Origin of the sequence: Roseateles asaccharophilus (assembly GCF_004362405.1) — a bacterium.
Taxonomy (GTDB): domain Bacteria; phylum Pseudomonadota; class Gammaproteobacteria; order Burkholderiales; family Burkholderiaceae_C; genus Kinneretia; species Kinneretia asaccharophila.
Genome location: NZ_SNXE01000008.1, coordinates 123,943 through 140,922, shown reverse-complemented (window position 1 = coordinate 140,922; position 16,980 = coordinate 123,943). Strand labels below are relative to the sequence as shown.

Here is a 16,980-nt window from a genome sequence, read left to right as displayed (position 1 = left end):
GGGGTCGGGCGGAAGTTAGAGGGCACGCAGCAGCAAGAGGCTGCGCGCCGGCACACTCAGGGGCTGGCCCGGGCGCAGCGGGCCGGCCGGCAGCTCGCCGCTGCTGTCCAGCAGCAGGGTCCAAGGCCCCTGGGTCAGGGTGAAGATCAGGGTCTGCGGCTCGGGATTGAACATCAGGGCCAGATCTTGCGCCCGCCCGTCGGGGCAGCGCAGCTGGCCGGCAAAGCCCAGGTTCGCGCCATCATGCCAGTCGCGCACCTGCATTTCGGCGCCACCGGGGGTGAACCAGCGGATGCAGGCGTCGCCCGGCCCGCCCGGGGGCTCCACAAACCAGCGGCCGTGGTGCAGCAGGGCATGCTCGCGGCGCAGGCGCAGCAGCTCGCCCACATAGGCGCTCAGACCCGCGTCGGCCTGGGGCCAGTCCAGCCAGCCGGTGGGGTTGTCCTGGCAGTAGGCATTGTTGTTGCCGCCCTGGCTGTTGCCGATCTCGTCGCCCGCATTGAGCATGGGCGTGCCCTGGGCCAGCAGCAGGCTGGCCAGCATGGCGCGGCGCACGCGTTCGCGGGTGGCGCGCAGGGCCGGGTCCTCGCTGGGGCCTTCCACGCCGAAATTGGCGCAGAGCTCGCCGTCGCGGCCGTCGCGGTTGTCCTCGCCATTAGCGTGGTTGTGCTTGGCGGCATAGCTCACCACATCGCTCAGCGTGTAGCCGTCATGCACCGCGATGAAGTTGACCGAGGCGGTGGGGCGGCGCTGGGCATGATGAAACAGATCGCTGGAGCCGGTGAAGCGGCGCGCGAACTCGCCGCGCCCGATGGCGCGGCCGTCCGGCCCGCGGCCCAGCCAGAAGCCGCGCACCGCGTCGCGGAACTTGTCGTTCCACTCCAGGAAGCGCCCCGGAAAACGACCGACCTGGTAGCCATCGAAACCGGCGGCATCCCAGGGCTCGGCAATCAGGTGCACGCCGCTGAGCACCGGGTCCTGGCGCAGGGCGGTGAAGAAGGCGGCCTGCGGCTCATAGGCGCCACCGGCCACGCGGCCCAGCACCGGGGCGAGGTCGAAGCGAAAGCCGTCCACACCCATCTCCTGCACCCAAAAGCGCAGGGAATCGAGCACGAACTGGGTGACGCGGGGATGGGCCACATTCAGCGTGTTGCCGCAGCCGGTGAGGTTTTCGCTGCGGCTCTTGTCATCGGCCACCAGGCGGTACCAGCTGGCATTGTCCAGGCCGCGGAATGAAAGCGTGGGGCCGAACTCATTGCCCTCGGGCGTGTGGTTGTAGACCACGTCCAGCACCACCTCCAGGCCCTCGGCGTGCAGGGCCGCCACCATGGCGCGGAACTCGGCCGCCACCGCCGCGGGGTCCTCGCGGTGCGCGCGCCGGGCCAGGCGCGGGCTGGGCGCAAAGAAGCCCAGGGAGTTGTAGCCCCAGTAGTTGCGCAGGCCCTTGTCGGCCAGATGCGGCTCGTCAATGGCGTAGTGCACCGGCAGCAGGCTGAGCGTCGTCACGCCCAGGGCCTTGAAGTGCGCGATGGCGGCCGGATGGGCCAGGCCGGTATACGTGCCCTGAAATTCGGGTGGGATCTGCGGGTGCTGGCGCGAGAAGCCCTTCACATGCACCTCGTAGAGCACCACGGCCTCGGGCGCGACGCGCGGCGCGCTGGCGCGTGGTGAATCCGCCAGCGGCGCGGGCACGCGAGCCTTGAGCGCGTGCAGGGCGTTGTCGCGGGTGTCGAAGCTGCGCGCGCCCTCGGGATGGCCCAGCTCATAACCATGGTGCTCGGCCCGCCAGCCAAACTGGCCCACGATCTCGCGGGCATAGGGGTCCAGCAGCAGCTTGTGCGGATTGAAGCGGTGGCCCTGCTCCGGCGCGTAGGACCCATGGGCGCGCAGGCCGTAGACCAGGCCCGGCCCCACGCCGGGCAGGAAGCCGTGGAAGACGCCGTCATGCGGGCCGTGCAGGGCGTAGCGGCGCAGCTCGCGCTGGCCGCCGGCCTCGAAGAGGCAGAGCTCGATGCGCTCGGCGTGCTCGGAGAACACGGCGAAGTTCACGCCGCCGTCGCGCGCCAGGGCGCCAAAGGGCTCGTGGCGGCCGGGGGCCAGCAAGTCGGGCAAGGCAGGGGCGCTCATCTCAATCAGGCTTCAAGAACAGGGTCGCCAGGGGCGGCAGGCTCAGCGCGATGCTGCCATCGGCGCGGGTGGGCAGGCTGGCGCCCAGATTGCCCACCTGGCTGCCGCCATAGATCTCGGCATCGGTATTGAGCAGCTCGCGCCAGGCAGCAAAGCCGGCAGGCACCGGCAGGCGGTAGTCATGGCGCGGCACCGGGGTGAAGTTGCTCACCACCAGCACCACCCCGCCCTCGCCGTCAAAGCGGGCCCAGGCCAGCACCGAGTGCTCGCGGTCATCGGCCTGCAGCCAGGCGAAGCCGGCGGCCTCGCAGTCCAGGCGGTGCAGCGCGGGCTCGCGGCGGTAGAGCTGGTTGAGATCGCGCACCAGGCGCTGCATGCCGGCGTGGCGCGGCTGCTGCAGCAGGGCCCAGGGCAGCTCGGTCTCGAAATTCCACTCGCTGGGCTGGGCAAACTCCTGGCCCATGAAGAGCAGCTTCTTGCCCGGGTGGCCCCACATAAAGCCGTAGTAGGCCCGCAGGGTGGCGAACTGCTGCCAGGCGTCGCCCGGCATCTTGCCCAGCAGGGAGCCCTTGCCATGCACCACCTCGTCGTGCGAGAGCGGCAGCACAAAGTTCTCGTTGAAGGCGTAGACCAGGCCGAAGGTCAGCTTGTCGTGGTGCCAGCGGCGGTGGATGGGGTCCTCGCGCAGATAGGCCAGGGTGTCATTCATCCAGCCCATATTCCATTTGTAGTGGAAGCCCAGCCCGCCCGCATGCACCGGTGCGCTCACGCCGGGAAAGCTGCTGGACTCCTCGGCCAGGGTGATGGCCCCGGGCGCCTCGGCGCCCAGGCTGCGGTTGATGCGCTGCAGCAGGCTGATGGCTTCCAGGTTCTCGCGCCCACCCTGCACATTGGGCAGCCATTCGCCCGCGGGGCGCGAGTAGTCGCGGTAGAGCATGGAGGCCACGGCATCCACACGCAGACCGTCCACGCCCCAGCACTCGGCCCAGTAGAGCGCGCTGCCGGCCAGGAACTGGCGCACGCCGGGCTTGCCGAAATCGGGGATCAGGGTGTTCCAGTCGCGATGAAAGCCCTCGCGCGGATCGGCGTACTCATACAACGGGGTGCCGTCGAACTGCGCCAGGCCATGGGCATCGACCGGGAAGTGCGCCGGCACCCAGTCCAGCAGCAGGCCCAGGCCCCGGGCATGGCAGGCGGCCACAAAGCGCGCCAGGCCCTCGGGCGGGCCAAAGCGGGCGCTGGGCGCGTACAGCCCCAGGGTCTGGTAGCCCCAGGAGCCGTCGAAGGGGTATTCGGTGATGGGCAGCAGCTCGATGTGCGTGAAGCCCAGGTCGGCGGCATAGGCCGGCAGCTGCTCGGCCAGCTCGTCCCAGCTGGGGAAGCGTCCATCGGGCCGGCGCCAGGAGGCGGGATGCACCTCGTAGATGGCGATCGGCGCATCGCGCCGGTCGGCCGCGCGGCGGGCCGGGGCCAGGTCTTGCCGCGCCGGCAGCGGGCCGGGCACGATGGAGGCGCTGTCGGGCCGCAGCTGGGCGGCCCGGGCATAGGGGTCGGCCTTGAGCGGCAGCAGGCGGCCGTCGGGCCCCTCCAGCTCGTACTTGTAGAACTGGCCCGGCCGCGCATCGGGTACAAGCGCGGCCCAGAACTCAGCGCCCGCGGCGCCCGACGCGCCCTGGCGCTGCAGCGGGTGGCGCCGGCCGTCCCAGCCATTGAAATCGCCCACCACGCTGACACGGCGCGCGGCCGGCGCCCAGACCGCGAAGCGCACGCCCTGCCCCGGCAGCAGCTGGGCGCCCAGATGCTGCCAGGGGCGCGGGTGCTCGCCCCGCGCCAGCAGGGCGAGGTCGTCCGCGGCGAGCAACGTGGTCGGCATCAGCGCAAGCTTTGCACCGACCAGACCCGGTCCACGTATTCGGCGATGGTGCGGTCCGAGGAGAACCAGCCCATGCCGCCGATATTGCGCAGCGCGCGCTCGGCCCAGGCCTCGGGCTGGCGGAACAGCGCATCCACACGGGCCTGGGCGGCCAGGTAGTCGGCGAAATCGGCCATCAGCAGATAGGGGTCGCTGCCCAGCAGCTTGTCCACCAGGGCGCGGTAGCGGCCGGTGTCGCCGTTGGAGAAGTCGCCCTGGGCGATGGCATCGATCACGCGCTTGAGCTGCAGGTTCTCTTCCACATACAGACGCGGGTCGTAGCCCAGGGCCTTGATCTGGGCCACGGCCTCGGTGCGCAGACCGAAGACGAACATATTCTCCACGCCCATAGCCTCGGCCATCTCGATGTTCGCGCCGTCCCAGGTGCCGATGGTCAGGGCGCCGTTGAGCGCGAACTTCATATTGCCGGTGCCCGAAGCCTCGGTGCCGGCGGTGGAGATCTGCTCGCTGAGATCGGCCGCGGGAATGATGGTCTCGGCCAGGCTCACGCCGTAGTTGGGCAGGTAGGCCAGCTTGAGCTTGTCGCCCACGCGCGGGTCGCTGTTGACCACGCGGGCCACATCATGGGCGAGCTGGATGATGCTCTTGGCCATCTGGTAGGCCGAGGCCGCCTTGCCGGCAATCACCACGGTGCGCGGCGTCCAGTCGGCACCGGGGTTGGCCACGATGGCCTGGTAGCGCGCGATCACATGCAGGATGTTGAGCAGCTGGCGCTTGTACTCATGGATGCGCTTGATCTGCACATCGAAGAGGCTGTCCGGGCTCACCACCAGGCCCAGCTCGCGGCGGATGAGCGCGGCCAGCTTTTCCTTGTTGGCGCGCTTCACGGCCTGCAGCTCACGGCCCAGGCCCACATCGGCGGCCAGGGGCTTGAGCTGGGCCAGCTGGCCCAGGTCCTGGCGCCAGCCGCGGCCGATGCGCGCATCGATCAGGGCCGACAGGGCCGGGTTGGCCTGCTGCAGCCAGCGGCGCGGCGTCACGCCATTGGTGACGTTGTGGAAGCGCTCGGGGAAGAGCCGGGCGTAGTCGGCAAAGATGGTCTGCACCATCAGCTCGGAATGCAGGGCGGCCACGCCGTTGACGCGGTGCGAGGCCACGATAGACAGCGCGGCCATGCGCACGCGGCGCTCGCCCCCGTAGGCGCCACCCTCATCGATCAGGGACACGCGGGCGATCAGGCCCTCATCGCCCGGGAAGCGCTGGCGCACCTCGGCCAGGAAGCGGTGGTTGATCTCATAGATGATGTCCAGATGCCGCGGCAGCAGGGCCTCGAACATCCGCACCGGCCAGGTCTCCAGGGCCTCGGGCATCAGGGTGTGGTTGGTGTAGGAGATGGCCTGGCGGGTGATGGCCCAGGCCTCGTCCCAGCCCAGGCCCTGCTCGTCCATCAGCAGGCGCATCAGCTCGGCCGGCGCCAGGGCGGGATGGGTGTCGTTGAGGTGGATGGCATTGCGCCGGCCCAGGCTGCGCAGCTCGCCGCCCTCGCGCAGATGGCGCTGGATCAGGTCCTGCAGCGAAGCGCTGACCAGGAAGGCCTCCTGCTTGAGGCGCAGCTCGCGGCCGGCCTCGGTGCTGTCGTCCGGGTAGAGCACCCAGTTCAGCGCATCGGCGGCCACGCGGTGCTTGGCAGCGGCGGCATAGTCGCCCTGGCAGAAGGCCTTGAAGTCGATGGGCGCCTCGGCCGCAGCATGCCACTGGCGCAGGGTGGAGACGCGCTCGCTGTGGTGGGCGGGCACGATGAAGTCATAGGCCTCGGCCACCAGGGTCTCGGCCGGCAGCCAGCGGCGGGCACCGCCCTCCTCGACCTGCACGCGGCCACCGAAGCCCACGGGGTAGCGCAGCTCGGGGCGGTGGATCTCCCAGGGGTTGCCGGCGCGCAGCCAGTCGTCCGGAGACTCGACCTGGCGGCCGCCCTGGATGCCCTGGGCAAACATGCCGTACTGGTAGCGCAAGCCGTAGCCGAAGGACGGCAGCCCCAGCTCCGCGAAGGAGTCCAGGAAGCAGGCCGCCAGGCGACCCAGGCCACCATTGCCCAGGGCGGCATCGGGCTCGCGCTCCAGCACATCGGACAGCGATTGACCCTGGGCCAGCAGCGCGGCACGCAGCGGCGCATCCAGCTGCAGGGCCGCCAGGGCATTGGCCAGGGCGCGGCCCATCAGGAATTCCATCGAGAGATAGTGCACCCGGCGCACCGCTGCGGCCTCGCCACGCGCGGCGTCGGCCTGCTGGGTGACGGCCCAGCGCCGGGCCAGCTGCTCACGGCAGGCGCTGGCGGCGGCGCGCATCAGGCTGTCGCGGTCCGGGCCGCCCGGCAGGCCGCGTTGGGCCAGCTCGCGCTCCAGGGCGGTGGCAAAGGCCTGGGCGGCAAGATCGGCGGCGTCGGAGGCAGGCTTCTTGGACATGGCGTTGCGGGTGGCGAGCGTGTTGTTCATCGGGTGTTCAGCAATGCAGGCCCGGCAGCGCGGGGCAAGAATCGGTAGACGGGCGGGAAGGCGGCGGGAGTCCGCCTTGGATTCCAGTATCCCCCAAGCCCGATGATTTGTGTAGTTTGACTACATCGGGTTATCCCCAGAAGCAGTCTAAGCCTTTGATTTTATGTGTAAACACTCGGGTCCATCAGGGTTGATTCCGTTGTAGAACTACATGTCAGCCTGTATATTCTCTACAAACACGGTACAGGCCCCGGCCGCGGCCCGCGGTCGCGCGCAGCCCCCTGCATCGATTCCCCCTACAACGGAGACAGGCCTCGCCCACGCGGTGCGCGGCCCGGAGGTAGCCCTGTGGCAGACGTGAAGCTGCAATCGGTGGTCAAGGCCTATGGCGAGACCAAGATCCTGCACGGCATCGACCTGGAGATTCGCGACGGCGAGTTCATGGTCTTCGTCGGCCCCTCAGGCTGCGGCAAGAGCACCCTGCTGCGCAGCATTGCCGGCCTGGAAGACATCACCGGCGGCGAGCTGCGCATCGGCGGCCGCCTGGTCAATGATGTGCCGCCGGCCGAGCGCGGCATCGCCATGGTGTTCCAGAGCTATGCGCTCTACCCGCACATGAATCTCTACGAGAACATGGCCTTCGGCCTGGAGCTGGCGCGGGTGCCCAAGGCCGAGATCGAGCGCGCCGTGCGCCATGCCGCCAAGATCCTGCACATCGAGCATCTGCTGGACCGCAAGCCCAAGGACCTGAGCGGCGGCCAGCGCCAGCGTGTGGCCATCGGCCGCGCCATCGTGCGCAAGCCCGAGGTTTTTCTCTTCGACGAGCCCCTGTCCAATCTGGACGCGGCCCTGCGCGTGCGCATGCGCTATGAGTTCGCCAAGCTGCACGAAGAGCTCAAGACCACCATGGTCTACGTGACCCACGACCAGGTGGAGGCCATGACCCTGGCCGACCGCATCGTGGTGCTGAGCGCGGGCCGCATCGAGCAGGTGGGCACGCCGCTGGAACTCTACGAGCATCCGGACAATCTCTTCGTGGCCGGCTTCATCGGCAGCCCCAAGATGAACTTCCTGCCCGCCACCCTGGTGAGCGCCGCGCCGGGCGAGGCCCTGCTGCGCCTGGCCGGCGGCCAGACCATGCGCGCCCTGGTGGACGCCACGCGCGCCCAGCCCGGCGACCTGCTGACCCTGGGCGTGCGCCCCGAGCACCTTCGCCTGGGCGGCAGCGAGAACCTCTTGCCCAGCACCGTGGCCTTTGTCGAGTCCCTGGGCGGCACCACCTTTGCCTACTGCCCTTACCCCGGTCTGGACGAGCCCCTGACCTGCCAGTTCGAGGGCCGCAACGGCCATGACCGCCTGCGCAGCGGCGACCAGCTGGAGCTACAGCTGCCGCCCGAGGCGCTCTACCTCTTCGACGCCCAGGGCCGCGCCTTCCGCCGCCAGGCCGCGCCGGAGCTCGCAGCATGAAGCGCCGCGCCGCACGCGGCCTGATCGCCGCGGCTTTGCTGAGCGCCGCCCTGGGGGCGGCGGCCCAGACCGCGCCGCGCCTGCTGGTCTGGATCAATGGCGACAAGGCCTACAACGGCCTGCAGCAGGTGGGCAATGCCTTCGAGCAGCGCTCGGGCGTCAAGGTGGTGGTGGAGCATCCGGTGGACGCCACCGACAAGTTCCAGCAGGCCGCCGGCGCCGGCAAGGGGCCGGACATCTTTTGCTGGCCGCATGACCGCGTGGGCGAATGGGCCAAGGCCGGCCTGCTCAGCCCCATCCGCCCCGGCCCCGCCCTGCGCGCGGAGATCGAGGACGCCGCCTGGCAGGCCTTCCGCTACCGCGGCCGGCTCTGGGGCTATCCCCTGGCCATCGAGACCACGGGCCTGATCTACAACAAGGCCCTGGTGCCCAAGCCGCCCGCCAGCTTCGAGGAGCTGATCGCGCTGGACCGCCAGCTGCAACGCAAGGGCAAGCGCGCCATCCTCTGGGACTACAACAAGAGCTTCTTCAGCTGGCCCCTACTGGCCGGCGCGGGCGGCGAGATCTTCGGCCGCACGCCGGACGGCGAGTACGACCCCGCCCAGGTGGGCGTCAACAATGCCGGCGCCCTGGCAGGCGGCCGCATGATCGAGCGCCTGATCAAGGACGGCCATATGCCACGCGGCGCCCGCTATGCCGAGATGGAATCCGCCTTCGCCCGTGGCGAGGTGGCCATGATGATCTCCGGCGCCTGGGCCTGGGACAACGCGCGCCGCGCCAAGATCGACTTTGGCGTGGCGCCCATCCCCGCCGTCGTGCCCGGCAAGCCCAGCAAACCTTTTGTGGGCGTGCTGGGCTGCATGATCGCCGCGCCCTCCAAGCTCAAGGACGTGGCGCGTGAGTTCCTGGAGCAGCATCTGCTGCGGCCCGAGGCGCTCAAGCTGCTGGATGCCGACGTGCCCCTGGGCGTGCCGGCCAACAAGGCCTTCTACGCCGAGCTGGCCGCCAACCCGCTGATCAAGGCCAGCATGGAGAACGCCCGCGCCGGCCAGCCCATTCCGAATGTGCCCGAGGTGGGCCGTTTCTGGACCGCCATGGACGCGGCCCTGGAGGCCATCACCAACGGTCTGCAAAGCCCCCAGGACGCGCTGAACGGCGCGGCCGCCCGCATGCAGCTCAAGCCATGAACGCCACCACCGCCTTCTCTGCCCAGCCGGCCGGCTCGCCCCTGGCCCGGGCCTACACGGTGCAGCCCCCGGGTCGGGCCCAGCGCCTGCTCCAGGCCCTGTACTGGCCGCTGGTGGGCCTGCTGATGCTGGCCGCGCTCTATCTGGTGATGCGCCTGTACCTGGCCGGCCAGACGGCCTGGGGCCTGGGCGCCCTGACCCTGTTTGCCGCCGGCTTCTACATCTACCTCTCAAAGGCCGCCCTGGCCTGGCGCTACCTCTTCCCCGGGGTGGCGGGCATGCTGATCTTCATCGCCTTCCCCCTGCTCTACACCACGCAGATCGGCTTCACCAACTACTCCTCGGCCCATCTGCTGAGCCAGGAGCGCGTGCGCGCCTATCTGCTGGAACAGCATGATGTGGTGGAGGAGCGCGTGCTGGGCTACAGCCTGCACGCCGTGGGCGGGGGCGAGTACCGCCTGGCCCTGGGTCCGCGCGAGGGCGGTGCGCCGCAGTGGGTGAGCCCGCCCCTGGCCCTGCGCGGCCAGACCACGCCGCAGGCGCTGCTGCCGGCCGGTGGCATCAGCCTCGGCGAGGCCCTGCCGCTGCGCGAGTTGATCCGCCACCGCGAGGCCCTGCAGCGCCTGGAATTGCGCCTGCCCGGCGAGAGCTCGCCGGAGCTGGCCAGCCTGCGCTATCTGGGCCTGCGCGAGTTCGGCCCGCTGCGAGCGCATTACGAGGCCCTGGCCGATGGCGGCCTCAAGCGCCTGAGCGACGGCCAGGTCTTCCAGCCCGATGCGCAGAGCGGCTTCTTCAGCGCCGCCGCCAGTGGCGAAACCCTGCAGCCGGGCTACAAGGTCTCGGTGGGCTGGCGCAACTACGCCCGCATGGTGTTGGACGCCGAGTTCCGCGGCCCCTTCCTGTCCATCTTCAGCTGGACCGTGATCTTCTCGGCCCTGACCGTGGCCTTCGCCACCGCCATCGGCATGCTGCTGGCCGTGCTGCTCAACTGGGAAGACCTGCGCTGGCGCAACACCTACCGCACCCTGCTCTTCCTGCCCTATGCAGTGCCGGGCTTCATTTCCATCCTGGTGTTCAAGGGCCTGTTCAACCAGAACTTCGGCGAGATCAACGCCATCCTGGATGCGCTCTTCGGCGTGAAGCCGGCCTGGTTTGCCGACCCGCTGCTGGCCAAGACCATGCTGCTGATCGTCAACGTCTGGCTGGGCTACCCCTACATCATGATTCTGTGCGCCGGCCTGCTGAAGTCCATTCCGGCGGATCTCTACGAGGCCTCGGCGATTGCCGGCGCCGGGCCGCTGACAAATTTCCGCCGGATCACAGCGCCCCTGATCATCAAGCCGCTGGCGCCGCTGCTGGTCTCGGCCTTCGCCTTCAACTTCAACAACTTCGTGCTGATCGCCCTGCTCACCGACGGGCGGCCGGACTATCTGTCCACCAAGATCCCGGCCGGCCAGACCGACATCCTGGTGAGCTACACCTACCGCATCGCCTTCCGCGACTCGGGCTCGGACTTCGGCCTGGCGGCCGCGATCTCGACCCTGATCTTCATCCTGGTGGCCGCGATGTCCCTGATCAATCTGCGCCTGATGAAAAAGGGAGGGCATTGAAATGGCCATCGTCCGAGGCAAGCAGGCCCGCTGGCGCGTGTTCGCCGCCCATGCCCTGCTCTGGGTGTTTCTCGCCATCACCCTCTTCCCCCTGCTGGCCGTGCTGTCCATCTCGCTGCGCCCGGGCAATTTCGCCACCGGCAGCCTGATCCCCACCGAGATCAGCCTGGAGCACTGGAAGCTGGCCCTGGGCATCCCCTACCAGGGGCCGGACGGCGCCCTGGTGCAGCCGCCCTTCCCGGTGCTGACCTGGCTGTGGAACTCCATCAAGGTGGCCACGCTCTCGGCCCTGGCCATCGTGGGCATCTCCACCACCGCGGCCTATGCCTTCGCGCGCCTGCGTTTCCCGTTCAAGGGCGGCATCCTCAACAGCATGCTGCTGCTGCAGATGTTCCCGCCGGTGCTGGCCCTGGTGGCCATCTACGCCATCTTCGAAACCCTGGGCAGCTTTGTGCCCGCCCTGGGCCTGGAGACGCATGCGGGCCTGGTGGTGGCCTATCTGGGCGGCGTGGCCACCCATGTGTGGACCATCAAGGGCTATTTCGAGACCATTCCGGTGGAGATCGAGGAAAACGCCAAGGTGGACGGCGCCTCGCACTGGCAGGCCTTCCGCCGCGTGCTGCTGCCCATGGCCGTGCCCATCCTGATGGTGGTCTTTGTGCTGGCCTTCATCGGCACCATCATCGAGTACCCGGTGGCCTCGGTGCTGCTGCGCGAGGAGTCCAACCTGACCCTGGCCGTGGGTTCCAAGTACTTTTTGCATGACCAGCGCTTCCTCTGGGGCGACTTTGCCGCGGCCGCCGTGCTCTCGGGCCTGCCCATCACCCTGGTCTTTCTGCTGGCCCAGCGCTGGATCGTCTCCGGCCTGACCGCGGGCGGGGTCAAGGGCTGATGACACAGCTCGCACTGCCCCAGCGCCCGCTGGGGCGCAGCGGACTCCAGGTGTCGGCCCTGGGCTTTGGTGCCATGCATCTGCAGGACGCCCGGCTGAGCGAAGCCGAGGCCGGCCGCCTGCTCAACCAGGTGCTGGACCTGGGCATCAGCCTGATCGACACCGCCCGCAGCTACGGACTCTCGGAGGAGCGCATTGGCCGCCATCTGGCCCATAGACGCGACGAATTCCTGCTCTCCACCAAGCTGGGCTATGGCGTGGAAGGCGTGGCCGACTGGAGCTACGCGTGCATCGTGCAGGGCGTGGAGCGCGCTCTGCGCCTGATGCGCTGCGAGTGGCTGGACATCGCCCATCTGCACTCCTGCCCCCTGCCCCTGCTGCAGCGCGCCGAGCTCACGCGCGCCCTGCTGGACTGCCAGCGCGCCGGCAAGCTGCGTGTGGCGGCCTACTCCGGAGACAACGCCGAGCTGGCCCACGCCCTGGCCTGCGGCGACTTCGGCAGCGTGCAGACCTCGCTGAGCCTGTGCGACCAGATCAATCTGAGCGGGGCGCTGCAACGGGCCGAGCAAGCCGGCATCGGCCTCATCGTCAAGCGGCCCGTGGCGGGCGCGATCTGGCACCGGCCGCAGCGCCCGGGTGATCATGCCGAGGGCCAGTACTGGGACCGCTGGCAAGCCCTGGCCCTGCCCGACACCCTGCTGGAAGAGGCCGGGGAGCGCGACTGGACCGCGCTGGCCCTGCGCTTTGCGGCCCATGCGCCGGGTGTGTCCAGCGCGCTGACCGGCACGGCAAAACTGGCGCATCTGCAGGCCAATCTGGCCGCCGTGCAACGCGGCCCCTTGCCCGAGGCGGTACTGAGGCGTCTGCGCCGCGACTTCCGCCCGGACTGGACCGGACTGATCTGAACGCCTAGGCCCGCGCCTCCAAACCCGGGTTTGCCCGGCACAAACCGGGCTGAGCCGCGGCCTAGACTGCGCGGCACCATGCTGAACCCCATCATCTACGCGGTCCCGGTCTTCCTGCTCCTGATGGCGTTGGAGTTCTGGTGGAGCCGCCGCCGCGGCCTGCAGGTCTATCGTGCGGCCGATACCGTGTCCAGCCTGTCCCTGGGCATCGTCAGCCAGCTGGTGGCGGTGTTCACCTCACTGCTGATGCTGGGCATCTACAGCGCGGTGTGGCAACACGCCGCCCTGCTGCCCGAGTGGTCGCTCAGCTCGCCCTGGGCCTGGGCCGGCGCTCTGCTGCTCTACGACTTTCTCTACTACTGGAAGCACCGCCTCGGCCACGAGGTGGCCGTGCTCTGGGCCGCGCATGTGGTGCACCACAGCAGCGAGGAATACAACCTCAGCACCGCGCTGCGCCAGACCGGCAGCGACTTTCTGCTGGGCTGGATCTTCTACCTGCCCCTGGCCCTGCTGGGCGTGCCGCCCCTGATGTTCGTGGTGGTGGGCCTGATCGATCTGCTCTACCAGTTCTGGGTCCACACCCGTCTGGTGGGCAAGCTGGGCTGGTTTGACCGCGTCTTCGTCTCGCCCTCCAACCACCGCGTGCACCATGGCCAGAACGACTACTGCCTGGATCGCAACTACGGCGGCATCCTGATCCTCTGGGACCGGCTGTTCGGCACCTTTGTGGAGGAGCGCGAGGACGAGCCCATCGTCTATGGCGTGCTGGGCCAGCTCAAGGCCTGGAATGCCTGGACCGCCAACACCCGAACCTATGCTGATCTCTGGCGCGACGCCCGCCTGGCCGACAACTGGGGCGACCGCCTGCGCATCTGGTTCAAGCCACCGGCCTGGCGTCCCGCCGCGGCCCTGCGGGCTTGCCCCAAGCCCCTGCCAGACCTGAGTCGTTTCGAACGCTACGCTCCCGCGCTGCCCGCCGGCCTGGCCGGCTACGGCCTGCTGCAACTGGCCCTGCTGCTGGTGCTGGGCGTGTATTTCCTGGCCGTGGAACCCGGGATGGGACGCGTTCAGGCCCTGGCGGCCGCGCTGGGCCTGGGCCTGAATCTGGTGATGCTGGGCCGGCTGCTGGAGCAGCCTGCGGGGCGGCTGGGGCAGGAGGCCATGCGCCAGGTCGGCCTGGGCGGGCTGGCGCTGATCCAGTTACTGGGCAGCACGCCGCCAGCGCAGGCACTGGTCCTGCTGCTGTGGCTGTGCGTGCTCGTGAATGCACTGGCCGGCCTGGCCTGGATGGCACGCCTGCGGCGTGCCCCCCGCGCGGCGCCCGGCTGAGGCGGGGGAGCGCTGCGGCTCCCTTAGGCTCAGTGCAGCGAACGCGCGGTCTTGCGCGACTTGCCGGAGGCGGTCAGGGCCTTGGCCCCGGTCTTCTTCTTGCCTTTCTGGGCGGCGCTCGCCTTCGTGGCCTTCTTCTTGCCAGCCTTGCCCTTGGCCGCGGCGACGGACTTCTTCTTGGTCGACTTCGCCTTGGCCTGCGGGGTCCCGGTCGGGATCACACGCCCTTGGGCGGTCTCGGTCCAGGCCGAGCCAGCGCCGGGAGCCTGGGCTTGGGCCAGCGGGGCCCCGAGGGTGAACAGGCCCACCAGGGCCAGCAAGGGCAGCGTCTTCTTCATCTTGATGTGTGTGAGTCGGTGAGGACGGGCCGATTCTAGGCGTACGCCTGGGTCGGACATGGGCTGGCAGCAAGGCGGGCGCGTCGCCCGTATTCGAGCCCGCTCCTCAGTCGAAACGGCCCTCGCGCAGCCATTTGGTCGCCACCCATTTCTCACCGGCCAGCACGGGCGAGCCACCGTGCAGGCTGCGCGTCATGGGATGCGGGCGGTCATAGGCGAAGAAGACCGCATTGCCCTTCACCGGCGCCACCTCCAGACCCACATCCGGGAAGATGGTGCCGCCGCCACCCTCGGGGGTATTCAGGTACATGACCAGGGTGCCGACGCGCTGGCCGCCGCGCTGCAGGATGGCGGGCGTGCTGGCGTGGCGCGGGTCGAAATAGTCGTAATGCGGCAGGTACTCGGCCCCGGGGCGGTAGCGCAGCACCTGCAAGCCCTCGCCGTTCTCCACCGGCCAGTTCACCAGGGCCGCAATGCGGGCCTCGATGCGCTTGCAGATCTCGTTCTCACCACGCTCGAAGAACATGCCCTCGCTGGTGCGAGCCGCATTGACCTCGCTGCCGTCGCTGGCGGCGGCCACGGTTTCCGAACGTGCCAGCCGGCCGGCAGCCGCCGTGCGCAGCAGATCACATTCCTGATCGCTGAGCAGATGGCCGAACAGCACCAGCTGCGGATTCTTCAGGGTGAGCAGCACCTTGATCTCATGCCCGTCCACCACCAGGCTGGACGGGGCGCCGGCCAGATCCGGCAACGGCACGCGCGAGGGCGGTGGCAGGCTGTTGGCGCTGGCGTGCTGGTGCAGATAGCCTTCCAGGGTCTGCTCCAGGGCCTGGATGGCGACGGCCTCTTCCCAGCCGCTGCTCATCATGGCCTTGAGCACCTGCTCCGGACCGACACCCGCTCGGGCCTGTTCAACAATCCACTGACGCAGCTCGGGCGTGATGGTCTGTGCAGCATTCATGAGCCGCGATTCTGCAACAAGCCGGGGTGATCTCAGTCGACCAGACGGCGCCGGAACAGCAGGCGCTCAGGCGTGGAGAGCTCGGCCTGATAGGCATAGCCCTCGACATTGAAGCCGCACAGGCCCTCGGGGGTGTCGATGCGCTTCTCGATGCAGTAGCGCGCCATCAAGCCGCGGGCGCGCTTGGCGAAGAAGCTGATGATCTTGTACTGGCCGTTCTTCCAGTCCTCGAACTGGCACTCGATCACGCGCGGCTGCAGCAGCTTGCGGTCGGCAGCGCGGAAATACTCCTGCGAGGCCAGGTTCACGATGACGGGTACCTGGCTGGCCGCAACGCGACGGTTCAGGTGCTCGGCCAGGCTGTCGCCCCAGAACTCGTAGAGGTTCTTGCCCCGTGCGGTGGCCAGTCGCGTGCCCATCTCCAGGCGATAGGGCTGCATGCGATCCAGCGGCCGCAAGACCCCGTACAGACCCGAGAGAATGGCCACATGCTCCTGGGCCCACTGCAGCTGCGCCAGGCTCAGGCTGTGGGCCTGCAAGCCCTCGTACACATCGCCATTGAAGGCCAGCACCGCCGGCCGGCTGTTGGCCTCGGTGAAGCGCGGCTCCCAGGCCCGGTAACGCTCCACATTGAGGGTGGACAGGGCTTCGGAGAGTTCCATCAGGGCCGAGATATCGGCCACGCTCTTGTGGCGCAGCACCTCGATCAAGGTGCTGGATTGGGACAGGAACTGAGGTTCGGTGGCCAGCGCCGCCAGCGCGGGCGGCACGGGGGTTTCATAGTCCAGCGACTTGGCGGGCGAGAGCAGATAAAGCATGGCCGGCATTGTGCCGCGCCCTCACCCAGCCCGCGCTGATCAGGTCTTGCTGCGCCAGCATCATGGCGATCCCGGGGGTGACGAAGCTGTCGCTGGCGGCCAGGCCGGCCGCAGCCCCGGACAGCCCTCGCAGTCGCACCGCAGCAAAAAAAAGAGCCGGCCACCGCGGTAAAGCGGCGCCGGCGTGGCTCATTGACTTGAATCGCTTCAGGCCGTCAGCCCAAGACTCAGGGAGTCCTCACACAATCGTTTCAGCTCTGGCGGCTGATCACTCGTTGCTGCTGCCGAAGCCAAACAGGCTCAGCAGTGCAGAGAACAGGTTGAAGATCGAGACGAACAGGCCCACCGTCGCCAGGATGTAGTTGGTTTCACCGCCGTGCACGATGCGGCTGGTCTCCATCAGGATCAGGCCGCTGGACAGCAGCACCACCAGGCCGGACACCGCCAGTGCCAGGGCGGGTAGCTGGAAGAACATGGCGGCCAGACCCATCAGCAGCGCCACCACCATGCCGGCAAACAGAAAGCCGCCCATGAAGCTGAAGTCACGCTTGCTCGTCAGCACCCAAGCCGACAGGGCAAAGAAGGTGGCTGCCGTGGTACCCAGAGCCAGGGTGACGATCTGGCCACCACCGCTCATGCCCAGGTAATGGTTGACGATGGGGCCCAGGGTGTAGCCCATGAAGCCGGTCAGGCCAAAGACCGCGAGCAAACCCCAGCCGCTGTTGGCCAGCTTGTAGGTCAGGAACAGCAGGCCGAAATAGCCGCCCAGGGTCAGCAGGATGCCGGGGCGCGGCAGTCCCAGGGCGGCGCTGCCGCCCGCCACCGCGGCGGCCCACAGCAGGGTCATGCCCAGCAGTGCATAGGTGTTGCGCAGCACGCGGTGGCTGGCCAGAAGTCCTTCGCGACGCCCGGCAGCCTGCTGCTGCGGCAGCACCGCGACACCGAGCTCGGAGGGTTGACGCGAGGTATTCATGCTGAAGT

The 16,980-nt window shown here is 68.9% G+C and carries 13 protein-coding genes; 6 read left to right on the top strand and 7 right to left on the bottom strand.

Annotated elements, in window-relative coordinates; all coding sequences use genetic code 11:
- Positions 1-15: 15 nt before the first annotated feature.
- Genes glgX through DFR39_RS16135 form a run of 3 tightly spaced genes read right to left on the bottom strand, consistent with a single transcriptional unit; the run spans position 16 to position 6,492 of the window.
- Positions 16-2,127, bottom strand: coding sequence for a glycogen debranching protein GlgX (gene glgX / locus DFR39_RS16145; RefSeq protein ID WP_133604807.1), 2,112 nt, complete (start codon positions 2,125-2,127; stop codon positions 16-18).
- Between the two features lies 1 nt (position 2,128).
- The gene (gene glgB, locus DFR39_RS16140; protein WP_133604805.1) at positions 2,129-4,000 is read right to left on the bottom strand and encodes a 1,4-alpha-glucan branching protein GlgB; all 1,872 of its coding nucleotides are present in this window, start codon (positions 3,998-4,000) and stop codon (positions 2,129-2,131) included.
- Positions 4,000-6,492 carry a glycogen/starch/alpha-glucan phosphorylase gene (locus DFR39_RS16135; RefSeq protein WP_170223036.1) on the bottom strand — a complete coding sequence of 831 codons (2,493 nt, stop codon included), beginning with the start codon at positions 6,490-6,492 and terminating at the stop codon, positions 4,000-4,002. The genes glgB and DFR39_RS16135 overlap by 1 nt, the downstream gene beginning before the upstream one ends.
- Before the next feature lie 348 nt (positions 6,493-6,840).
- Here DFR39_RS16135 and DFR39_RS16130 point away from each other — a divergent pair, with 348 nt between their 5' ends.
- The 6 genes from DFR39_RS16130 (at position 6,841) to DFR39_RS16105 (ending at position 13,882) form a co-directional block, all read left to right on the top strand.
- Positions 6,841-7,959, top strand: coding sequence for an ABC transporter ATP-binding protein (locus tag DFR39_RS16130; RefSeq protein ID WP_133604803.1), 1,119 nt, complete (start codon positions 6,841-6,843; stop codon positions 7,957-7,959).
- Positions 7,956-9,146, top strand: coding sequence for a maltose/maltodextrin ABC transporter substrate-binding protein MalE (gene malE, locus DFR39_RS16125; RefSeq protein WP_133604801.1), 1,191 nt, complete (start codon positions 7,956-7,958; stop codon positions 9,144-9,146). Before DFR39_RS16130 ends, malE begins: the two co-directional genes overlap by 4 nt.
- Positions 9,143-10,756, top strand: coding sequence for a maltose ABC transporter permease MalF (gene malF, locus DFR39_RS16120; RefSeq protein WP_133604799.1), 1,614 nt, complete (start codon positions 9,143-9,145; stop codon positions 10,754-10,756). Before malE ends, malF begins: the two co-directional genes overlap by 4 nt.
- A gap of 1 nt (position 10,757) precedes the next feature.
- Complete coding sequence (malG, locus tag DFR39_RS16115; protein ID WP_133604797.1) at positions 10,758-11,648, top strand: maltose ABC transporter permease MalG; 891 nt, start codon at positions 10,758-10,760, stop codon at positions 11,646-11,648.
- Positions 11,648-12,553, top strand: a complete 906-nt coding sequence (locus DFR39_RS16110; protein WP_133604795.1) for an aldo/keto reductase — start codon at positions 11,648-11,650, stop codon at positions 12,551-12,553. The genes malG and DFR39_RS16110 overlap by 1 nt, the downstream gene beginning before the upstream one ends.
- Positions 12,554-12,631: 78 nt before the next feature.
- Entirely contained in the window at positions 12,632-13,882 is a 1,251-nt protein-coding gene (locus DFR39_RS16105; protein WP_133604793.1) for a sterol desaturase family protein, read from the top strand.
- A 29-nt stretch (positions 13,883-13,911) separates the two neighbouring features.
- Here the strand turns inward: DFR39_RS16105 and DFR39_RS16100 are convergent, their stop codons facing one another.
- From DFR39_RS16100 to DFR39_RS16085, 4 genes are all read right to left on the bottom strand, one after another.
- Entirely contained in the window at positions 13,912-14,220 is a 309-nt protein-coding gene (locus tag DFR39_RS16100) for a hypothetical protein (RefSeq protein ID WP_133604791.1), read from the bottom strand.
- Positions 14,221-14,326: 106 nt separating this feature from the next.
- Positions 14,327-15,181: a 2OG-Fe(II) oxygenase gene (locus DFR39_RS16095; RefSeq protein ID WP_133604789.1), complete on the bottom strand. Its 855-nt coding sequence runs from the start codon at positions 15,179-15,181 to the stop codon at positions 14,327-14,329.
- 32 nt (positions 15,182-15,213) lie between these two features.
- Positions 15,214-15,999 carry a peroxide stress protein YaaA gene (gene yaaA / locus DFR39_RS16090; RefSeq protein WP_133604787.1) on the bottom strand — a complete coding sequence of 262 codons (786 nt, stop codon included), beginning with the start codon at positions 15,997-15,999 and terminating at the stop codon, positions 15,214-15,216.
- A gap of 268 nt (positions 16,000-16,267) precedes the next feature.
- Positions 16,268-16,972: a Bax inhibitor-1/YccA family protein gene (locus DFR39_RS16085; RefSeq protein ID WP_133604786.1), complete on the bottom strand. Its 705-nt coding sequence runs from the start codon at positions 16,970-16,972 to the stop codon at positions 16,268-16,270.
- Positions 16,973-16,980 lie beyond the last annotated feature (8 nt).